Source organism: Bartonella sp. AC62GZZY (assembly GCF_042196525.1).
Classification (GTDB): Bacteria; Pseudomonadota; Alphaproteobacteria; order Rhizobiales; family Rhizobiaceae; genus Bartonella.
Genome location: NZ_JBHIQN010000012.1, coordinates 1 through 17,169, shown reverse-complemented (window position 1 = coordinate 17,169; position 17,169 = coordinate 1). Strand labels below are relative to the sequence as shown.

The following is a 17,169-nucleotide window of genomic DNA, read 5'->3' as shown; positions in this document are numbered from 1 at the left end:
TGTTTATTGCACAAGAATTATTCTTGAGAGTTGTATTTTGATAATCTTCAAAAATTCTTTATTTTTTTGTGAGTGTGTCATTTTTGCTACAGATATTTCAAAAAAGATGCTCTATATACATTTCATTTTGGATATTTGGAGAGATTTTATGAATACAAAACGTTTAATAACAGCGTCTATTTTTTCTTTAATTTCAGCGTCTACAGCACTAGCTGCTGATGTTATGATTCCTCATCAACCAGCATCATCGACTGCTTCTTCTTCTGCCATTGTTGCGCCTACTTTTTCATGGACAGGTCTTTATTTAGGTGTCCAAGCTGGTGGTTTTTCGAGCAAAGCTGATATGGCTCTTGTTGGTCAAGAAAAGAGTTTACCACTAGATAAAGAGTTCTCTCCTAAACTTTCAGGTTTTGTAGGTGGTTTTTATGCAGGTTCTAATATTGATCTCGGTGATAACTTTATTTTTGGCATCGATACGGATTTAATGATATCTGGAAAAAAACACACAAAGACCATTACTATAGGAGTGGCTGATAACACTACAGTAGAAAATGCAGTCGTAAGATCCCGCAGATCCGCAGGAACACCAATACTTCCAAGCACACAAGAAGTAACATCAATACAAACAGCTGCTTCAGGACGATCTGCATCAAAAGTAGTAGATGCAGGAACTACACTAACATCAGCAGCAACAACACAAACGGAGCAAGTAACGTCACAAGTCGGCTCATCAAAACCTGCTTCGACAAAACCTGCTTCGACAAAACCTGCCTCAGAAAATCCAACGCAACAATTGCAAGCAGGAACACAGCGATCAGAGTCATTAGTAAGAACTAGTGGTGGTGGCGATGTTAATCCTAAAACAGAAGTAAGAACGCCAAGCGTATCAGCACTACCATCAAGCCCGTCAAAACCTGCAGGATCAGTGGCGCAGCAAACTTCCTCCGGCCAATCGGCAAAGTTACAAACAGGAGGGACGTCAACGGTAGTAACAGAGTTAAACGGCACGGCACAATTAACTTCTGCATCTAAAGTAACAGTTCCCAGCACAGGGACAAGATCAGTGCAGTCACAATCGTCTTTAAAGTCAGATAAAGGATTGGCATTGGCGAGCACGGTAGTAAATGGATCAGAATCATTAGCAGCATCTGACCCGACATCTTCCAGCACAGTAACAGGATCAACAGCAGTAGAGTCAAGTGGAGGAAGGTCTGCGAAAATGGTTGAAAAAATACCACTATCTTCTAGATCATCAACAGGAACAGAAGCAAGTCAGCCAGCAGTAAAAGCACCTACACCGGTACAATCTGTATCACAATCATCAGCAGCAGAAAAAACAGTACCGAGTTCATCACTTGTCCTCGCGAGATCAGGATCATCTTCTGAAACAGCAAAAGCTTCCAATGGAACAAGCGGAGCTCAACAGGGAGGTCATCATGGCGCCCATGGTAGCGGAAATGCTAATTCGCATGGTGCATCTCATGCAGGTGGGCATGGCTCTGGTGCTAATCCACATGCTTCTCGTTCTCATGGTGGACAGAATATGGCTGGACACGGTGCACAAAGTACACAAGCGGTGGATAAGAACAATTCCAGTGTATATGGTATAGAACAAATAAAAAAGATGGCTTCTGAACTTGGTCTTGGTCAAGAGGATGAAGCTGAAACTTTAAATCATACTTTCAAGCAAAATTGGGGTGGTGCTACACGGGTCCGTATTGGTTTTGCTGCTGATCGCTTTATGCCTTATCTCGCTGGTGGTATTGCTTATGGGCAATTCCAAGACACTGTATCAATATCCGTTAAGGATGAGGATGGAAGAGTCGTTTCTTCTAAGAACTTAGCTGATGAAACAAAAACCATGATTGGTTACACACTTGGTGGTGGTGTTGATTTCTCGCTTCTGGATAATGTGATTGTACGTGCAGAATATCGTTACTCTGATTTTGGTAAAAAGAAATTTGCAAAGGAAAAACTTGAAGTTAACTACAAAACCAATGATTTCCGTGTTGGTGTAGCTTATAAATTCTAATTTTTTAAAGAGTAAATTTCTAAGAGGCTCCACTGTTAGTGGAGCCTTTATTTTTTTAAAGATCACTTTTTGGTTTCTTTTCTTGTGAATTTCATGATAAAGCCCATAGAGTGTGATGATATATTTTCCTGATCGCTGCTTAATACGAATGATAAGCTCGGCTTTCCCTATAGATAAAAACCAGAGTTGCAGGGTTCAGGGAAGTTATGCAAAAGTAAACTCGTAAAAGTGGACAGGAATATTTCACAATGACTGTGAAAAATGAAACAATAGATTATTCAAAAACTCTTTATCTCCCACAGACAAATTTTCCCATGCGTGCAGGTCTTCCACAAAAAGAGCTTGAATTGATGGCGCATTGGGAAAATATAGGGCTTTATGCGCAATTGCGCCAACAAGCAAAAGATCGTCCATTTTATATTCTTCATGATGGTCCACCTTATGCAAATGGTCATATTCATATCGGGCATGCTTTAAACAAAGTTCTAAAGGATGTGGTTGTTCGTTCATTCCAAATGCGCGGTTTTAATGCAAATTATGTTCCTGGTTGGGATTGCCATGGGCTTCCAATTGAATGGAAAATTGAAGAAAAATATCGAGCACAGGGAAAAAATAAGGACGAGGTACCTCTGAATGAGTTTCGTCAAGAATGCCGTGAATTTGCACAACATTGGGTAACCGTTCAAAGCGAAGAATTTAAACGCCTTGGTGTTGTGGGAGATTTTAACACGCCTTACACTACAATGGCTTTTCATGCAGAAGCACGCATTGCTAGTGAATTGATAAAATTTGCTATGTCAGATCAGATTTATCGTGGTTCCAAGCCAGTGATGTGGTCTGTTGTGGAGCGTACGGCTTTGGCAGAGGCTGAGATTGAATATCATGATCATGAATCAGAGGTGATTTGGGTTAAGTTTCCTGTTTTTGAAGCAAATTCTGATGATTTATATGGTGCTTATGTCGTCATTTGGACAACAACACCGTGGACAATCCCAAGCAATCGTGCAGTGAGTTATTCTTCGCAGATTTCTTATGGTATTTACGAAGTTGAAAGTGCTGAAAATGATTTTGGTCCTCAAGTGGGAGAAAAGCTTCTCTTTGCAGATGCTCTAGCGATGAGTTGTGCAGAAAAAGCCAAACTTGTTTTGAAGCGTTTGCGTGTTATTTCTGCTGATGAATTGAAAGCTCTTGCTCTTTCTCATCCACTCAAAGGTTTGGCGGGAGGGTATAATTATAAGATAGTATTGCTTGAGGGGTCGCATGTGACAGAGAATGCTGGTACAGGTTTTGTCCATACAGCACCAAGTCATGGGCGTGAGGACTTTGAAATTTGGAATGCTTATAAGCCTCTATTGGAGCAAGCAGGGATTGATTCATCTATACCATTTCCTGTCGATGATGCGGGTTTCTATACGAAAGATGTTCCGGGTTTGGGACCGGATCGTGAAGGGGGAGCAGCACGTGTTATTGATGATAATGGGAAAATGGGTGATGCCAATAAAGGGGTCATTAACGCTTTAATTAAAGCAGATCGATTATTTGCACGCGGTCGTTTGAAACATTCCTATCCCCATAGTTGGCGTTCGAAAAAACCCGTTATTTTTCGTAATACGCCGCAATGGTTTATTTCAATGGATAAAGATCTTGGGGATGGTTCAACTTTACGCAGTCGGGCTTTGGATGCTGTTTCAAAAACGCGTTTTATACCACCTTCTGGGCAAAACCGCCTAGCCTCTATGATAGAAGATCGTCCTGATTGGGTTCTTTCTCGTCAGCGTTCTTGGGGAGTTCCTATTTGTATTTTTGCGAATGAGGATGGTGTTGTTTTGAAAGATGAAAGCGTGAACGAACGTATTTTACGGGCTTTTGAAGTAGAAGGGGCAGATGCATGGTTTGCTGAAGGAGCACGTGAACGTTTTTTAGGTGACCGTGCGCATGAGCCTTGGATGCAGGTTCATGATATTTTGGATGTTTGGTTTGATTCTGGAGCAAGCCATAGCTTTGTATTAGAAGATCGGGCTGATTTAAAATGGCCTGCAGATGTTTATTTTGAAGGCTCTGATCAACATCGTGGATGGTTCCAATCTTCTCTTTTGGAAAGCTGTGGTACGCGTGCTTGCTCTCCTTATAAGGCAGTGATCACACACGGTTTTACTTTGGATGAGAATGGTAAGAAAATGTCTAAATCTTTAGGCAATACGGTTGTTCCGCAAGAGATCATTAAAACATCTGGAGCTGATATTTTTCGTCTTTGGGTGATGACAACAGATTATTGGGAAGATCAGCGTTTAGGCAAGAAAATTCTTCAGACAAATGTGGATTCATATCGTAAACTACGCAATGCAATTCGTTGGATGCTTGGAACTTTAGCACATGATGATGGAGAAGAAATATCTTATGGTGCACTGCCGGATCTTGAAAAATTTATATTGCATAGGCTTTTTGAACTTGATCAGTTGATTAATCGCGCTTACGATGAATTTGATTTTAAAAAGATTATGCGTGCATTATTGGATTTTTCAATCATTGAGTTATCGGCATTTTATTTTGATATCCGAAAGGATTCTCTTTATTGTGATGCGCCTTCATCAAAAAAACGCAAGGCCTCCTTGCAGGTTGTCCGTGAGGTTTTTGAGCGTATGGTAACATGGCTTGCTCCAATGTTGCCTTTTACTATGGAGGAAGCTTGGTTAGAGCGTTACCCAGAAAGCCAATCAGTGCATTTGGAACAATTTCGCTCTGTACCAGAAGAATGGCAAAACCAATCTTTGGCTGAGCGTTGGAAAAAAATTCGGCAGGTCCGTAAAGTTGTGACAGGTGCTTTAGAACTTGAACGTGCTAATAAGCGTATTGGATCCTCTTTGGAAGCTGCGCCTATTGTTTTTATTTCCAATCTGGTTTTACGAGAGGCATTAGAAAATGTGGATATGGCGGAGATCTGTATTACCAGCGCACTCACAATTACGCAGGATACAATGCCTTCCGATGCGTTTACTTTGGATGATGTTGAAGGTGTTAGTGTATATCCAAAGAAAGCGTTGGGAAAAAAATGTGCTCGATCATGGCGTTATACACAAGATGTTGGAAGTGATCCAGCTTATCCGGATGTATCTGCTCGTGATGCAGCTGCTTTGCGGGAATTGCGGATTCTTGGCAAGATTTAAAGTTTTAGATCAAAGGAAAGAAATGCAAGTATATTTCTCGTATTGATGAATATAGTTTTTTGTGGTACGAAAAAATTCCGTTGTTTTATCTGCAGGGGGGGGAAATTTGTATATGGACCGTTCTCTCATAAATAACGGGAATATTAATCAGCCATATACTTAGGAAATGGGATAAGCAGTGAGAAAATGTGAAGTAAAAATATTTCCAATAGGAATTTTAGGTATATGCTTTGTTTTAACGGGATGTAATGCGCCTACCTATGGTACCAATAAACCAGTTTCGATACAGTTTTTTGAAGATGTTGCTAATATCACTTCATTAACACCAACAAATAACAGCAGCCAGATTGTTATGAAACCCCATCCAAAGCTTATAATACCAAGTCCTAGTTCACGCAGGTTTTTACCGGTGCCACAACAAGATAAATCTGTCAATAAAATAGCAGCATCGAAGCAGCATCGGGAAAGTACTCCTTTTCCTCACAAGCGATCATTAGTTAATGGCGCTGGTTCAGAAAATCCTTCACAGTTGAGTGCGAAGCAACGACAAGAATATTTACGTCGTCAGAGAGCACAAGTTGGAAGTTCAAAATACCGTCGCTATCTCACTGAACCACCTTTAAGTTATCGCCAACCGGCAAAAATTGCACCTATTGGTCGATAAGAAAAAGACAAAATAAAAGTATGCGAAGTATTCTTCTCATTACTTATGACACCAAGTTCTCGTTCATGCAGCGTTATAATGCTGCTGCAAGCTGGTTGTTATTTCCATGAAATAGCAATATGGCTATAGCATCGAGAGAGTGGTTCGGCGTCACTTTTTTAACAGAAATATCTTTTAAGTCCATTTCACAACGTTGTTTGTGTGGATAGTATAACGTGAAAGCCATTGAAAATTAGCAGCTTTATTCTTATGAAGGAGAGAACTTATACCATCATTTTATTTTCCAGACTCCAATGTTGTGACAATTTTTGCATTTGAGAGCTTTCATAAAAGACATTTTTAGTCTTTTCTAAATCGTTTTTTATCTAGACAGTAACCTCACTTATGAGTGCCAAGAAAGAGATTTTATTGATTCAACGTCATTTGAAATGAGAATATTCCACGATATTTTGAGCTTTATAGTTTATATAAAAATATTTTATATAAAAAGCAATGAATTATTTTTATAAATCAATATGTTGTATTATAGAAATAATATTCAATATTAAAAGAGTGTGAGAGAAAAAATATTTCAAAATAGCTTTCGCTATATCAGAAGGATGAATAATCTTTTTTAAGAAATAGGATAGTTTCTAAAGAGTAAAAGTTATGGAAGAAGAATTGTTTTTAGTATCGCTTTTGTACAAAAAAATCTTTAAGTAATTGAGCTGCTTCTTTTTCTTTAAAACCAGAATAAATCTCAGGTTTGTGATGACAGGTTGGTTGCTGATAAAAACGTGGACCATTTTCTATAGCACCTCCTTTGGGATCATTTATTGCGTAATAGAGACGTCGTATGCGTGCAAATGAAATGGCAGCAGCACACATAGCACAAGGTTCAAGTGTTACATAAAGATCGCAATCAGGAAGCCTTTCGCTTTGCAATGTTTTGCAAGCCATACGGATTGCGCGTATTTCTGCGTGTCCTGTAGGGTCATATGCAGATTTTATAAAGTTACCAGCGCGTGCAATGATAGCTTTTCCACGTGTAATGATAGCACCTACGGGAACTTCATCTTTTTTTGCAGCTTCTTGCGCTTCTAAAAGGGCTATTTCCATGGGCGTCAAAGTCATAATATTCTTCCTACTGAAGGTATAGAAAATCTAAAGGTTATCTCGATAAGGAATGCTATGGAATGAATAATTTATTACGCTTTTATAATGAAAAGAATACCTCTATTTTTTTAAGAGTTTAAAACAAACTTGCAAGTCAACAGATACATTATTGTCGTTAAAGGATAGAAAATGATAAATGATTATGCTACTTCATTTTTCAGGATAAGCGGTATGGTGCATGTGAATAATTTTCTGAACATACTTGCAAAGATTGGTTTGAAACGCAAATGAATGAAAATAATGAGAGTGAACGAATTGCTAAAAGATTAGCGCGTGCTGGTGTTGCTTCGCGTCGAGATGCAGAAATGATGATTGTTTCAGGTCGTATTTCTGTGAATGGTAAAGTCGTGAAAACGCCAGCTTTTAATGTTAGCCGCTCTGATGTTATTAAAGTTGATGGCAAACCTTTACCTCCTATAGAACGAACGCGTTTATGGCTTTACCATAAGCCAGCAGGTCTTGTCACCACGAACCGTGATCCTGAAGGAAGACCTACAGTATTTAGTAATTTACCAAAAGGAATGCCGCGTGTTCTTTCTGTAGGAAGGCTTGACATTAACACGGAAGGGCTTTTGCTTTTAACCAATGATGGTGGCTTAGCGCGTGTATTAGAACTTCCTGTAACGGGGTGGGTCCGCAAATATCGCGTCCGTGCTCATGGAAGAGTAAAACAGAGTGCGCTGGATAACCTTAAAAATGGTATTGCGATTAATGGTATTTTTTATGGTTCAATTGAAGCTTCAATTGAACGCGAACAAGGGTCGAATATATGGCTTTCTGTTGCTTTGCGAGAAGGAAAAAATCGTGAAATAAAGAATGTTTTAGGGGCATTGGGATTATCAGTTAATCGATTAATACGTGTATCTTATGGTCCATTTCATCTCTCTGATTTAGAAGAAGGAGCTGTGCAAGAGTTAAAAGGGCGGATGTTACGAGATCAGTTGGGAGAGCGTTTGATTATGCAAGCCAATGCAGATTTTGATGCTCCTATTCTTAAGCCATTTTCAAATTCTGCAGTTGTTGCAGAAAAGAAAAGCCAGAAAGATCTTTCTGTTGCAAATGATGGTTGGGTTTTCTCAAGTGAAAGGGTGATACGACGTCGCTCAAGAGATGGTTTTGTTGAACATAGTCGCGCACGATTAAGTACAAAATCTCATGAAAATGTAAAAAAGGAGAAAAGTGAAGAAGGAAAAGTAGAGCGTTTTCTACCGCGTTCTCGCCGTGCTAATGTTTGGATGGCTCCTGGTGCACGTCCGCAAAGTGCACGTAGAAAGCCTTCCTATAGTGAGGAGAAATCGCATGGTTATAAGAGCGATTTGGATGGTAGAAAGTCCTTTCATCGAGGCAAGGAAAAACTAAAAGAAAGTTCGTCACACAAAGAGAAGAGGGAAAGTTTTGTTCAAAAACGTGGCAAAATATCTTATGACGAGACGCATCCCTTTGGTAAGAAAGATCGCTTTTTAAAGGATAAAGAGAAAATGATAAAAGGTGGTCATGATGAGCGTTCTTTTGAGAGAAAGAAAAAAGTAAAAACATTTGGTGGTTCTATGAAAAAATCTAAATCACAGAGTGATGGTGCAAAAACTTCGAAGCGATTTGGAGGTCCACGTGCGGATTATAGGCGGTAAATTTGCTGGTCGTGTTTTATTTTCGCCTGTTAATCAGTCGATTCGCCCAACGAGTGATCGTACACGTGAAAGCCTTTTTAATATTCTTTCTAGCCGTGAAGAACAATTTTGGACCAATAAACGCATTCTTGATCTTTTTGCTGGTACGGGGGCTTTAGGCATTGAAGCACTTTCACGTGGAGCAAAGGCTGCTGTTTTTGTTGAAAATTCAGTTGAGGGGCGTGGAGTACTTCAAAAAAATATCGAAGCTTTTGAATTGCAAGGGATTGGACGGATTTTGCGTCGTGATGCAACCAAACTTGGCAATATTGGAACAATGCTTCCATTTGATGTTATTTGCGCTGATCCTCCCTATAGCCGTTGTTTAGGTGAACGTGCTTTTGTAGAAGCTTTGCGAGGAGGTTGGGCAAAAGCTGATACACTTTTCGTGCTCGAAGAAAAGAAAGATACGATTATTCATTTACCAGATATTTTTTATCTAGACGATGAGCGTTTTTATGGTGAGACAGCAATACGTCTTTATAAATTACGATTGCTTACATCTTGAGAAAGTTCTTGTTTTTATCCGATAAGATAAAAAAATGTTTTTTCACAGTTTTCTTCATTTTATATGGTTTTTAAAAGGTCAAGCAGAAAGTAAATAAAAGATTCTAATGTTAAAGGAATTGATGAAGTTTTATTAGCTTTACTACAGAAGGATGTTTTTTCTCCAATAGGATATATATATCCTCGATAATAGTTATGATCTTTTTTGTCTAATTTCTTTCTGCTATACCTTAATCATTACATTTCATCAGCAGTTGAAAGCTTTAAGCTATGCAGTCTGCATTTATATTTTAATGATGCGTAACTTTTATTTTTTGTTATTGTCTAAACTTAAAAAAGATATTTTGTTTAGTATTGAAAATATTGTTCATTTATCCTGAATATTTGTGTGTTTAGTTTAGTAGTATCGCTTGTTGATTTAATCATTACATATTAAGTAGATCTGAGAGTATTAAGTATCTTATCGTTGTGCAGCTTTAAGGATACTTTTTTATATTATTTTTTATCACTAAAGATAAGTAATTTATAAAAAAGGGGAGATTATCATGTTTAAATGGATATATAGTGAAGAAATTAGTACAGAAGCAAGTGCTGAGAAAATTTGGGCTATATGGGAAGATGTGGCATCATGGCCTTGCTGGGATAGTGAACTTGAGTGGGTAGAACTTTCTGGTCCTTTCAAAGAAGGCACTATAGGACGCATGAAACCTAAAAAAGGACCTACAGTAACTTTTACACTTGATAAAGTTATAAAAAATATTTGCTTTTCTGATTATGCTAAACTTCCTTTTACACGTATGAGTTTTAATCATGAATATATTTGTTCAACAAAATCGGGTTCTTCAAATAACAAAATTCGTCATACTGTAATTATTTCTGGCTTACTTGCTCCTTTATTTGGAATGATTATTGGATCAAAAATTAAGTTACATCTTCGCGATGCAATGATTGAAATGAGCAGGCGTGCTCTTACTGAAAACAAAACCATCTTGTAAGGGTGTGCGTTTATAAAGAAGTTAACACCTTAAAAAAGGTGCAGAAATTGTAACTTATTATTAGAACGGAATCAGTTATGAGTATACGGCAAACCAATGAGCTACGGAGCATTTTTTAGTTAGCTGTTGAAATCGATTCAAATCATCTTACGGGATTAATTTTGCGCTAAAAATCTTATGAAATTCATTGAAAATGAGAAAGTTTCAGAAGCTCATTGTTTCTCTTATGATGTAGGCCAATATCGTCATGATATTTGCTGGTTTCTAACGTTGCGATAGCTTTTGCATTTAAAACCTTCATAAGAGGCATTTTGTTTTCTTCTTAAATAGTTTTCATTCATATGCCCCTTATTCATGATATGCTCGCAAATAGTTGTGATTGACTCAACATGAATAGGTTCGAAACAAAGAGAATTTTATGCTATTAGGCTTTTTTATACAAATTACAAAACAATAAATTATAAGTATAAATCAAAATATTAATTTTATTGAAAGATTACAATATAATTTCTTTGATTACTTTTAAATATAAAAAATGAGTTCTTTATGATATTACGCCCATTAGGGTAAAGAAGTTTATGACTGCTCATTTTGTTGAAACCATAATGGAAGGAAATATTTTTTACTCTGTTTAAGTTTTGTTTCATTTACAAGAGTGCCGTCTCATTATGAGAGAGTTTATAGAAGAAAAGGAGTGTATACAAATATAAGGCATTTTCTTGATTCTTGCTTGGAAATTAAAGAATGCTATAGGAAAGAGATGAGGTAGGTTTTTTACTACCCAGAGGAAGGAAGACCTGTGATTTAGATCATTTTATGCTTTTCGAATTTTTGAGGATTTTGGCTTAAATTCAAGTGTTATTGCTAAGACTTTTGTTAATTGTCAATGTTCTGTTGATTTGATTGTCAGTGGAGATTTGGCTTCTAAAATGATAAGGTCCAATGAGCAATCTTGCAACTAAAGAGATTTTACGACATATTGCATCTTTTCATAAAGAAGCGAAAAAGGAAATGATTTAATGCATTAAAAGAAAAAGAATGCATGAAATGTGCATAATCTTTTGTCAGAATGCTTATCAATGTAAATAATAAAATATTTTAGGGAGTCTATAATGACTGACAAGAACCAGATTGAGAAAGCTGTTTCATTGGTTGAAGCAGCAAGGCGTTCTGGGGCCGACGCTGCTGATGCTGTTATTGTTCATGCACATTCCACCAGTGTATCTGTTCGTTTTGGGAAAGTCGAATCGACAGAATCTGCAGAGAGCAATGATTTTACTCTAAGGGTTTTTGTTGGAAAAAAAGTAGCAAGTGTTTCTGCTAATTTAGGATCTTATCCGCAAGAACTTGCGGAACGTGCTATTGCAATGGCTAAAGCTTCTCCCGATAGTTTATTTGAAGGTTTGGCAGATAAAGAGTGTTTGGTTAAGAACCCTAAAGATCTTGATCTTTTTGATGATTTTATACCCAGCAGTCATTTTTTAACAGAAGATGCTTTAAAAACGGAGGCAGCAGCTCTTGATGTTAAAGGTGTAAGCAATTCTGGTGGCGCTGCAACAGCTTATGGCCGTAGTGGACTTATTCTTGTGACCAGTGATGGTTTTTGTGGAGCCTATCGTTCCAGTTGTTTTTCACGTTCTTGTAGTGCTCTTGCAGGTGAAGGAACACAGATGGAGCGGGATTATGATTATACAACAGCCTTACATTTTTCTGATTTAGAGGCAGCAGAAACTGTGGGAAAGAATGCAGGGCTTGGTGCAGTTCGACGTTTGGGTGCAGTTCGTGCGGCGACTGGGGGCGTTGATGTTATTTTTAATCCGCGTACAGCTCGTGGAATTGCAGGGCATATCGCATCTATGGTCAATGGAGCCTCTGTGGCTCGAAAAACGAGTCTTTTACAGAATTTCCTAGGCAAGGAAGTGATGAAGCCTAATGTTAATGTAACCGATCAACCTTTGCGATTACGTGGAAATGCTTCTCATCCTTTTGATGGAGAAGGGGTAGAGGGGAAAACACTCAATATTATTGAAAATGGTATTTTAAAAAATTGGCTTCTTTCATCATCTACAGCGCGTGAATTGGGACTTAAAACAAATGGACACGGTATGCGTTCGGCATCATTAGTGCAGCCGACCAGTACAAATTTTGCTATTGAACCGGGTTTAGTATCGCCTTGCGATATGATAAAAGATTTGCGAAATGGATTTTATGTGACCGAATTATTCGGTCATGGCATTGATTTTATTACTGGTCAGTATAGTCGTGGGGCTTCCGGTTTTTGGATTGAAAATGGTGAAATTGCTTATCCGGTGAGTGAAGTAACCCTAGGCTCTGATTTGCTTCATATGTTAGCACATTTAACACCTGCCAATGATATTGATCGGCGTTATGGTACAGCAGCTCCAACATTGTTAATTGAGGGGATGACACTTGCAGGAAAATAACATGCATCATTCTTCTGATTTAAATCTTTTGCGTGACGTTTGTCGAGAGGCAGGAGATTTAGCAATGCGGTATTTTGGATGCACGTTGGATGTCTGGATTAAAGAAGGTAATTCCCCGGTCAGTGAGGCAGATTTTGCTGTCGATCATTTCTTGAAAGAGAAGCTTCTTGGAGCACGTCCAAATTATGGATGGATTTCAGAAGAAACAAAAGATAATCGAGAACAACAAGATTATAAGCGCTCCTTTGTCGTTGATCCTATTGATGGGACACGTGGTTTTCTTTCTGGCAGTACTTATTGGTGTATTTCTGTTGCTATTATTGAGAATGGGCGTCCTATTGTGGGCGTTTTACAATGTCCGGCTCAAGGGGATGTTTATGCAGCTGTAACGGGTGAAGGAGCAACATTAAATGGAATAAAACTTCCTCGTTTAGCCTTTGAGGTTCATCGAAAATATAAAATTTCACTTGATAAATCGCTCGCACAAAAATTACCAGATGATTTTCTCAATCAAGTCAGTCTTTACCATTATCTTCCTTCTCTTGCTTATCGTATTGTTCTTGTTGCTCAAGATGAAATTGATATCGTATTAGTTCGTCCAAATTGTCATGAATGGGATATTGCCGCTGCTGATCTTATTTTGCAGGAGTGTGGAGGGTGTTTTTTATCACTTGATACTCCTTTACTATCTTATGGAATTGAACCTTACCAATATGGGCTTTTAATTGCTGGTAAAAATAATTGCTGTCAGGATATGATAGATGTTGTTCGTCAAGCAAAGTTAGTTTAATCACATAAAAAGCGCTAAAATCATTTGAATGATATGGAGGCACATATGACTGAAACAAAGGAAAAAAAACAATATTTACATCTTGTATTTGGTGGGGAATTAAAAAGTCTTAACAGTAATCAATTTAAGAATCCTGATGATTTAGATGTGGTTGGTATTTTTTCAGATTATCAATCCGCTCAAGAAGCATGGCAGGCAAAGGCACAAAGCAGTGTAGATAATGCATTGCAACGTTATTACATTGTAGATTTGCATCAGTTTCTTGATGCTGAATCAAGCAATGCAGAATAAAGCTTAAATATTTGGTCATTATAGCCTGTAGATTGCTTCATACTTTTGTGATCGTCCCTTCCATGGCATTGTTATTCGGGTAAAAAAAGATGCCGTAGCAAAGAATATTCATGTTGTTTAAAACCTATATGTTTTCTTAAGGAAATATCTTTCAAAGCTCTCAGCTCATTTCATAATGTTGTCCGTGCAAGGCAAATAAGTGGTCCCCCTGGTCTTCATCATAAATTCACAGGCAAAAAACATGTGATCTCTGAAGAAGATGGGCGTGAGCATGAACATTCCATTGATGTGACAGGGCGGTTGGTCAAAGTGGATAGCGAAGGCTTAACGGCTGGAAAAGCGACAGGCTATGATTGCGAGATCAAAAATATTTGGGACTATACGGAATTTTGGGATGGTTCTGTTTTGCATCGCTTTTCCTTTAAACGGGGCGGTTGGCTTGTGCGCAATGGGCAAGAGATCGGTTCTCGTCGCCGCTCTATTCTTAATTTATAGGAATTGATCATGACAAGTTTACAAACCAGCATTGATGTAGAGTTGCAGGTTCCGCTTCCTTATCAGGATAAAGGAGGCAAAGAATCTCTCTGCAAGAAACTGACCTTTTATCGCCCCACTTTTAAGCATGCTAAGCAATTAGCGGTGCTCATTGGACCACAATTGACAGAGCTGCTGCTTCCTGAGTTTGGAGAGCAAAAAACAACATTGGGCAATGATGTGCTTATCACGAAGCTTTCTCAAGTTTTGTTCACAAGTGAGGCAACAGAAGGCATCACAGCACTTTTGGCTGATATGTCACATGAATCTATTGAATTGATTGATCGAGTTGATGTGATAGATATTGTCGCAATATTGAAGGCTTTTTTTGCTTTTTTTCCGCAACGCCAATCCTCTCTGCCAGACAATTTGGAGCAGAGCTAGCCCTTTATTATCACTGGGCGCCTTCAGAAATTAACCAGATGGATTGGCTGGATGTGATTGCTTATCGAGAAGAACTCGCGCGCCTGAAAGCTCAAGAATATGAAAGCCATAAGTTAGGATAAGATGCGATCATGGATGTTTCTCTTGTTGTGCGTTTTGTCAATCATCTGCAAGAGGGGATCGCTTCTGCTAAGCGAGATCTTGCAGCCTTTAGTTCAGATGTTGCGCATTTCCAAAACAAGACAAGGCAACACTTTAAAAATTGGTTTGACCCTGAGCATCTTGAGGATGCGACAAAGAATGCTGAAAATGCTTTCAATCATGCACGCGGGCGTATGGTGGGTGCCATTGCGCAAACCGCAACCTTAATTGCACCGCTCTATAAAGCCATGCAATTTGACCAATCGATGAAGGGATTAGAAAAGGTTCTCGATGCCCCCCTTGATCGCTTAAAGGAATTGCGCCGTTTTGCGCTTGAAACTTCCACCAAGATTCCGTTAGCGGCTCGTGAAGTCTTAGAATTGATGACCAGTGCTAGCCAAGCAGGGATTGGTGAACAAGATTTAGAAGCTTTTAGCATTTATGCAGCCAAAGCGGCTGTTGCTTTTGATATGACGGGGGATCAGATTGGGGAGCGCTTTGCCAAGTTGCGCAATGTCTTTAAGCTTAATCAAGCAGGCATTGAAGATCTAGGCGATGCCATCAATCATCTCTCTAACCACATGGCGGCAAAGGCCAGTGAGGTGTCTGATTTTACCAATCGTGCCACCGGTGCAGCAACCATGTTTAAGTTGACAGCCCGCGAAACCGCGGCATTTGGTACAGCGATGATTTCTGCTGGGATTGTTCCTGAGAGTGCCGCGCGTGGTTTTAATGCGATGAGTGCGCGTATTCAAGCTGGGGGCAAACATATTGAAGATGCTTTTGCTAATATTGGGCTTTCCCGCGAAAAGTTCATGCAAGATCTCGACAAAGATGCCACCGGTACCTTGGTGCGCTTTTTTAATGTGTTGGGCAAATCCGAACAAGGGATGCGTTCGCTGATTGCCATTGCGGGGCGCGATTTTACCGGCGATTTTGCCAAATTGGTGGGTAACCCTGAATTGTTAGGGCAAGCTTTAGATTATGTGAAAGATCCACAAGTCTTTAAAGGCTCGGTAGAACAAGAAGCCGACAAACAAGCAACCGGTGCTATGCGACAATTTGAACTCTTACAAAACCGCATTGTGGCTTTGGGGATTAGCATTGGTGAAGTGCTTCTGCCTCCTCTCAACAGTTTGATGGAAAGTGTTGGGGGATTTGTCAATGGTTTGATGGCATGGGCGAATGCCCATCCTGCTTTAACAAGCGCCATTATCAAAACCATTGCTGCCCTTATGGCTTTTAATATTGCTCTGCGTGTGTTGCGCTTTACTATGGCCGGGACACGCCTTGGGCTTCTTCAATTGATAGGCTCTTTTATCAAGATGGGGGCTGTTAGTCGTGGTCTTTCTGCAAGCTGGCGAGGGCTATTGGCTGCAGGGCGCTCATTGGGTTTAATGGCAGCAGGGCTTGGTGGGAGTGCACTGCGTCTTCTTCGCCCAATGACTTTACTTGTGGGGGCTTTACGGGGGATTGCTGTCTCAGGAAGTGCATTTGCTGCCTCTTTTGGTTGGATGGGGACAGTGATCGAAGTGGTTGGGGCAAGTCTTTCCTCTGTTGTGGGGGGTATTTTTACTCCGATCGGGGCGGTCATTGCTGCTGTTGTGGCGGTCATCCTTGCTGCTGGTTTTGCTTTGTGGAAATATTGGGATCGTTTTTCTTCATTTGTCAAAGGCTTTGCACAGGGGGTATCTCGGGCTTGGGGGCGTGCCTTTGAAGCCGTTATGCGCTTTTTTGGTGCCGATACTACCACCATAACCAAATGGAAAAACATCATTGCTGCTGCTTTCGACTTCTCTTCCCATTGGCAAAAGTTTAAACAAGGACTTTCCTCTGTTGTCGAGTGGTTTGGCAATTTGTGGGAGGGCGTTAAACGAAGCTTTTCCAACTTTTGGCAATGGTTGAAGAGTTTTTTTACACAGGAAAAGCTCTCGGAGAGTGCCAAGGCTGGTATGGAACAAGCGGGCGAAGATCTGGCTAATTCGATTGTCGATGGCTTTATGTCATCTATCTCACAATTGATGGATTTTTGTAAATCTTTGCCTAGCCGCATGAAGGGGTGGATTGGTTCCATTGATGTAAGAGAGTTTTTGCCAAGTTTTTTGGGGGGTAAAACAGCCATCCAACCCATCGTGCAATTTGCGGGAGCTTCTCCTGTAAATTCATCTGTGAGAGAGCAAAGAGACAAAGACCGTTCCCCCATCACACACAATCAAAATGTCACGGTGCACGTCAATGGCGTGCGTGATCCCATGGCCACTGGTCGTGCGGTTGCCCATGCTTTGCAACGGGCACGCGCTAATGCGCTGCATGGCGGGACAGAGTAATGATACAATCAAGGGGAGGGCGTCTATGAGAGATCCTTTGCTGATGTTAGGACCACATCTTTTTTATGTGGACT

12 protein-coding genes and 1 pseudogene are annotated in these 17,169 nt (G+C 39.6%); 12 read left to right on the top strand and 1 reads right to left on the bottom strand.

The features are described 5' to 3' along the window. Positions 1–148: 148 nt before the first annotated feature. The 3 genes from ACFIML_RS07255 (at position 149) to ACFIML_RS07245 (ending at position 5,860) form a co-directional block, all read left to right on the top strand. On the top strand, positions 149–2,032 hold the full coding sequence (locus tag ACFIML_RS07255; RefSeq protein ID WP_375687767.1) for an outer membrane beta-barrel protein: 1,884 nt from the start codon (positions 149–151) through the stop codon (positions 2,030–2,032). A 248-nt stretch (positions 2,033–2,280) separates the two neighbouring features. Next, entirely contained in the window at positions 2,281–5,196 is a 2,916-nt protein-coding gene (gene ileS / locus ACFIML_RS07250) for an isoleucine--tRNA ligase (protein WP_375615341.1), read from the top strand. Between the two features lie 178 nt (positions 5,197–5,374). Then, positions 5,375–5,860 carry a hypothetical protein gene (locus tag ACFIML_RS07245; RefSeq protein ID WP_375608058.1) on the top strand — a complete coding sequence of 162 codons (486 nt, stop codon included), beginning with the start codon at positions 5,375–5,377 and terminating at the stop codon, positions 5,858–5,860. A gap of 666 nt (positions 5,861–6,526) precedes the next feature. On the opposite strand, the gene ACFIML_RS07240 is transcribed toward ACFIML_RS07245, so the two are convergent. Next, positions 6,527–6,973 carry a nucleoside deaminase gene (locus tag ACFIML_RS07240; protein ID WP_375607334.1) on the bottom strand — a complete coding sequence of 149 codons (447 nt, stop codon included), beginning with the start codon at positions 6,971–6,973 and terminating at the stop codon, positions 6,527–6,529. A gap of 269 nt (positions 6,974–7,242) precedes the next feature. On the opposite strand from ACFIML_RS07240, the gene ACFIML_RS07235 reads away from it, so the two are divergent. From ACFIML_RS07235 to ACFIML_RS07195, 9 genes and pseudogenes are all read left to right on the top strand, one after another. Beyond that, positions 7,243–8,643, top strand: a complete 1,401-nt coding sequence (locus ACFIML_RS07235) for a pseudouridine synthase (protein ID WP_375687765.1) — start codon at positions 7,243–7,245, stop codon at positions 8,641–8,643. Beyond that, complete coding sequence (rsmD, locus tag ACFIML_RS07230; protein WP_375607336.1) at positions 8,624–9,190, top strand: 16S rRNA (guanine(966)-N(2))-methyltransferase RsmD; 567 nt, start codon at positions 8,624–8,626, stop codon at positions 9,188–9,190. Before ACFIML_RS07235 ends, rsmD begins: the two co-directional genes overlap by 20 nt. A gap of 544 nt (positions 9,191–9,734) precedes the next feature. After that, positions 9,735–10,184, top strand: a complete 450-nt coding sequence (locus tag ACFIML_RS07225) for a hypothetical protein (protein ID WP_375607337.1) — start codon at positions 9,735–9,737, stop codon at positions 10,182–10,184. A 1,112-nt stretch (positions 10,185–11,296) separates the two neighbouring features. Further along, a complete protein-coding gene (locus ACFIML_RS07220; protein WP_375607338.1) occupies positions 11,297–12,628 on the top strand; it encodes a TldD/PmbA family protein in 1,332 nt (443 codons plus the stop codon). After that, on the top strand, positions 12,615–13,418 hold the full coding sequence (locus ACFIML_RS07215; protein WP_375607339.1) for a 3'(2'),5'-bisphosphate nucleotidase CysQ: 804 nt from the start codon (positions 12,615–12,617) through the stop codon (positions 13,416–13,418). Before ACFIML_RS07220 ends, ACFIML_RS07215 begins: the two co-directional genes overlap by 14 nt. Before the next feature lie 45 nt (positions 13,419–13,463). After that, positions 13,464–13,709: a DUF4170 domain-containing protein gene (locus ACFIML_RS07210; RefSeq protein WP_375614747.1), complete on the top strand. Its 246-nt coding sequence runs from the start codon at positions 13,464–13,466 to the stop codon at positions 13,707–13,709. A 201-nt stretch (positions 13,710–13,910) separates the two neighbouring features. Continuing rightward, positions 13,911–14,204 (top strand): annotated as a pseudogene (locus tag ACFIML_RS07205) (phage tail protein); the annotation flags it as partial. A 9-nt stretch (positions 14,205–14,213) separates the two neighbouring features. After that, a complete protein-coding gene (locus tag ACFIML_RS07200) occupies positions 14,214–14,627 on the top strand; it encodes a hypothetical protein (RefSeq protein WP_375687763.1) in 414 nt (137 codons plus the stop codon). Positions 14,628–14,758: 131 nt separating this feature from the next. Further along, a complete protein-coding gene (locus ACFIML_RS07195; RefSeq protein WP_375687761.1) occupies positions 14,759–17,095 on the top strand; it encodes a phage tail tape measure protein in 2,337 nt (778 codons plus the stop codon). Positions 17,096–17,169 lie beyond the last annotated feature (74 nt).